The organism is Streptomyces ipomoeae 91-03, assembly GCF_000317595.1.
Classification (GTDB): domain Bacteria; phylum Actinomycetota; class Actinomycetes; order Streptomycetales; family Streptomycetaceae; genus Streptomyces; species Streptomyces ipomoeae.
Window position 1 is genome coordinate 1 of sequence record NZ_AEJC01000388.1, and the last position, 4,418, is coordinate 4,418.

Annotated in this window: 6 protein-coding genes; all 6 read right to left on the bottom strand. The window is 70.3% G+C overall.

The window, feature by feature from the left end; genetic code table 11:
• Positions 1-248, bottom strand: a 248-nt coding sequence (locus tag STRIP9103_RS24940) for an ATP-binding cassette domain-containing protein (RefSeq protein WP_048820933.1), incomplete at its 3' end; no start/stop codon positions are given.
• A complete protein-coding gene (locus STRIP9103_RS24945) occupies positions 245-1,099 on the bottom strand; it encodes an ABC transporter permease (protein ID WP_048820934.1) in 855 nt (284 codons plus the stop codon). The genes STRIP9103_RS24945 and STRIP9103_RS24940, both read right to left, overlap by 4 nt.
• 8 nt (positions 1,100-1,107) lie before the next feature.
• The gene (locus tag STRIP9103_RS24950) at positions 1,108-2,052 is read right to left on the bottom strand and encodes an ABC transporter permease (RefSeq protein WP_009321637.1); all 945 of its coding nucleotides are present in this window, start codon (positions 2,050-2,052) and stop codon (positions 1,108-1,110) included.
• Between the two features lie 2 nt (positions 2,053-2,054).
• Positions 2,055-3,644: an ABC transporter substrate-binding protein gene (locus tag STRIP9103_RS24955; RefSeq protein ID WP_009321640.1), complete on the bottom strand. Its 1,590-nt coding sequence runs from the start codon at positions 3,642-3,644 to the stop codon at positions 2,055-2,057.
• Positions 3,645-3,805: 161 nt separating this feature from the next.
• Positions 3,806-3,889, bottom strand: a complete 84-nt coding sequence (locus STRIP9103_RS53530; RefSeq protein ID WP_374005145.1) for a putative leader peptide — start codon at positions 3,887-3,889, stop codon at positions 3,806-3,808.
• A 61-nt stretch (positions 3,890-3,950) separates the two neighbouring features.
• On the bottom strand, positions 3,951-4,418 hold a 468-nt coding region (locus tag STRIP9103_RS24960), incomplete at its 5' end, for an ROK family protein (RefSeq protein ID WP_048820935.1).

A 4,418-nucleotide genomic window follows, 5' to 3' on the forward strand; every position in this document is an offset into this window, starting at 1 on the left:
TCCTCCTCACCGGCCGTCGTCAGCTCGGTGCCGTCCAGCCGCACCGACCCGGCGGTGATCCGTCCCGTCCCCGGCAGCATCCGCGTCAGCGCCAGCGCGGTGGTGGACTTCCCGCAGCCGGACTCGCCGACCACGGCGAGGGTTTCCCCGCGCCCGAGGGTGAAGTCGACGTCTCGTACGGCGTGTACGGTCCGTCCGTCAGGCGTGCGGAAGTCGACGCTGAGCCCGCGCACATCCAACAAGGTCATCGGCGTATCTCCCGGTTCAGGGCCTCGGACAGCAGCGAGAAACCGAGGACGAGCAGGGTGACGGTGAGCAGCGGCCCGGCGGCGAAGTACGGGGCCTGGGCGAGGTAGGGCAGGGCCTGGCTGAGCATGCTGCCGAGCGTCGGTTCCGGCGGCCGGACGCCGACCCCCAGGAAGCTCATCGCGCCCTCCAGGAAGACGGCGATGGTGAGGGAGACGGCGATCTGCACCACCAGCGGATCGGCCGCGTTCGGCAGGATGTGGCGCAGCAGCAGCCTCGCCCGGCCGGTGCCGCCGACCCGCGCGGCGATCGCGTACTCGCGCTCGCGCTGGACGAGGATCCCGGCCCGCAACTGGCGCCCGAACACCGGGAGTTCGGCCAGCGCGATCACCACGATCACGGGCAGTCGGCCCGGTCCCAGTACGGCTGTGATGGCGAGCGCCAGGATCAGCCCGGGGAAGGCCAGCACCAGGTCGAACAGCCGCTGTACCACCGTGTCCAGCACCGGATGCACCGCGGCGAGCAGCGCGAGCGCGCAGCCCAGCAGGGCGCCCAGCGGCACTCCGAGCGTGATCACCTCCAGGTCGGTACGGGTGCCGTACAGGAGCCGGCTCAGAGAATCGCGGCCCAGGTCGTCGGTGCCCAGGAGGTGCCCGGGGCTGCCGGGGGCGAGGAGCGCCCCGCCGCTCTGGTCGGTCGGGTCCTGGGAGGTGAGCAGTGGAGCGAGCAGCCCGGCGAGGATCACCAGCCCGACCAGCGCGAGACCGATGCGGCCGCGGGTGGTGGCGAGGGCGGCGACATAGGGGTGGCGGGTGGCCCGCCGGCGTACGTGTGCGAGAGAGAGCGTGGTCATGGCGGCGGTCACTCCCACCGGATGCGCGGGTCGAGCAGGGCGTACAGGACGTCCGTCAGCAGTTGCACCAGGACGAAGACCGCCACGAGGAGCAGCAGCAGATCCTGTACGACGGGGTAGTCGCGACGGTTGAGCGCCTGCTCGGCGAGCTGGCCGAGGCCCGGCCAGGCGAAGATCGCCTCCACCAGGACGGCGCCGCCGAGGAGCTGGCCGGTCTGCATGCCGAGCAGCGTGACGACGGGCGGCAGGGCGCCCGGGAGCGCGTGCCGCCACAGCAGCCTGCGCGCGGGGACGCCGGCCGCGGTGGCGGTGCGGATGTAGTCCTCGGCGAGGGCGCGTTCCAGGCCGTCCTTGAGGTAGCGGCCGAGCACGGCCGCGCTGGGCAGGGCCAGGCACAGCGAGGGCAGCAGCAGGTACTGCAGTTCCAGGTCGGGTGCTTTGAGGAGCCCGATCCGGCCGCCGGACGGCAGCACACCGAGCCCGACCGCGAACACCAGCACCAGCACCACGCCCGTGACGAAGGGCGGCACCGCGAGAGCCCCGGTGGTGAGCGCCCGCACGGCTGCCCGGACGGGGCGCCGCCGCGATGTGGCACCGAGCACGCCGAACAGCAGCCCGAGGACGACCGTGAAGAAGAGGGCGCCCAGGGTGAGTTCGGCGGTGGCCCCCAGCCCGTCGCCGATCAGATCGGCGACCTGGCCGCCGATGGCGTACGACGGACCGAGGTCGCCGCGCAGCAGATCGCCGATCCACGTCACGTACTGCGTGAACAGCGGCTGGTCGAGGCCGAGTTGGTGGCGGATGGCGGCGACGGTCGCCGGGGAGGCGTCGGACCCGGCGAGTGATTCGGCGGCGTCTCCCGGTACCAGCCGCAGGATGGCGAAGATGAGGAAGGAGGCCGGCACGAGGACCAGCAGCGCGGAGGGGATCTTCTCCAGGAGGTAGCCGCGCATGCTCAGTCCAGGTAGGCGTTGTCGAGGTCGAGGTAGCTGAACTTGGTGAGCTTCGGCCCGTGCAGCTTCTTCGCCGCGACCTCCACCGAGTCCTGGACGGCGAGGTCGATGATGAACGCCTCGTCGAGCAGCAGGTCGGAGACCTTCTGGTAGAGCGCCTTGGCCGCGGCCCCGTCGGCGTCCTTGCGCCGCCATGCCTCTTCGACGATCTCCGTGTACTCCGTGGAGCTGAAATGCGAGGTGTTGTGCGCCTCGTTGAAGGGGTACGCGCTCACCGCCAGCGTCGCGGGATGCACCTGCGAGAACGAGTGGCTGTTGATCCACAGCGTCGGCATCGTGCCCGAGATCAGCTTCTTCTGGAACGAGGCCGGATCGAAGGGCTGCAGCTCCGTCTTGATCCCCACCTGCTTCAGGTCGTACTGCACGATCTCGGCGATGGTCACGTGCAGGGGCGTCGTCGGGTGACCGAGCGGCAGTGTCTGCTTCGTCGAGACACCGGAGGACTTGAGCAACTCGCGGGCCTTGGCCGGGTCGTGCCTGTAGTGCGTGCGGTTGGCCTCGGTGTAGGCGGGTGAGGACCTGGGCCAGGGCGCGGCGGAGGCGAGGCCGTATCCGCCGAGGGCCTGGGTGACGACCCGGTCGCGGTCCACCGCCCAGGCGATGGCCTGCCGGAAGGCCTTGTTGTCGGCCGGAGCCTCGGTGACGGTGGCGCCGACGTACACGGCGCCGCTGCCGGTGTCGTACTCCTTGATCGTGAAGCCGGCGTCGCCCTTGAGCGTGGCCAGTTGCCTGCCCGGCACGTTGTACGACAACTGCGCCTGACCGGACCGGAGCGCCGACAGCAGGGCGTCCGGCTGGGTGTAGACGCGGAGTTCGACGGCGTCGAGGTACGGGCGCAGCGGTACCCAGTACTTCTCGTTGCGGGTGAGACTCAGCCCTGTACCCGGCCGCCACTTGGTGAACCTGAAGGGGCCGGTGCCGTTGAGCTTCGTGCCCTTCACGGCCTCGTCGACGGTGTGCCGATCCGCGATGATCATGAATTCGAAGAGGTCGAAGAGGTTGCTCACCGGATGCGCCAGCTTGAGCACCAGCTCGTGGTCGCCGCGCTTGTCGAAGCCGGTCACGGCCTTGGCGGTGGCCGCCAACTGGGCCGAGCGCTCCGGCTTCGTCAGGTTCCGCACGGCGAAGATCACATCGTCCGCGGTGAAGGCGCGGCCATCGTGGTAGGCCACGTCGTCGCGGAGCCTCAGCGTGACGCTCTTGCCGTCGGTGGCGTACTCCCAGGAAGTGGCCAGCTCGGGCTGGGGTTCCAGCTGGTCGTCGTAGCGGGTCAGGGTGTTGTAGATCAGCCGGTTCTGCAGCGACAAGCCGCTCTGGGTGAACAGCAGGGCGGGAGTGAAGTCCTGGTTAGCGGCGATGGTGAGCGTTCCGCCGCGCTGCGGCCCGCCCGACGCCTTGCCGTCCTCGGACACGGCCGAACGGCAGCCCGCCAGCACACCGCTCGCCCCGAGCAGCAGGGCGCCGGTACCGGCGGCGCGCAGCGCCGTGCGCCGGGAGAGGAAGTCCGGAGGCAGGGGTGGGGGGATGGGCATGGTGGAAGACCTGTTCTTTTCGCTGCGGAAGGAAGTAATGGCCCGTGTGAGAACGCGCAGACAGCCGCTGTCCGAGGAGCGCTGTGGAGGGAAGAAGTCCGGCGAGGAGAACTCGGGCAGCCGAAAGGGGCCCGGAAATTCAGCGGGGACTCAGCGGAGAATCAGCGCCAGACAGCACAGATCGCGCTGGCCTGCCGACGGAGGTCGACGTGCCGGCGGGATGCGAGGCGCAGGTCCGGGGTCACGCGCAGCAGGATGACAGCGGTCGTCCACGAGGGTCAACAGCGGTCTGCCGCAGGAGAGTTGTCAACCTGTCGGGAGCATTGCGGCCGTATTGCCGAAAGCTTGCAGCGGGCTGCTGAACAGCGGGTTCAGGACGATCGTGGCGGCCGCCACGAGAAGCACCGCCGGTCCAGCATGTGGGACCAGGATGCGTTCGGGGTCGTCGCAGACGTGCGAACGCTCGATCGCCGCCGCCCGGATGTCGTCCAGGTACGCGGAGTGCAGCAGGCTCGACTGCTCGGTGATCACCACCAGGTCGGGGTTGAGGACGTCGAGGAGCAGCGCCGTCGCCCGGCCGACCGCGTTCGCGCGCTCCCGCAGCAGCGCGTCGGCACGCCGGTCCCCGGCCGCCGCCGCATCGACGACCAGGCCGATGAGCGGCTCGGGGACGATGCCGAGCTCCACCGCGCGCCGGGTGAGCACCGTGTCGGACACCGTCGCCTCCAGGCAGCCGGTACGGCCGCACGGGCACTGCGTGGAGCTGTCCGGCAC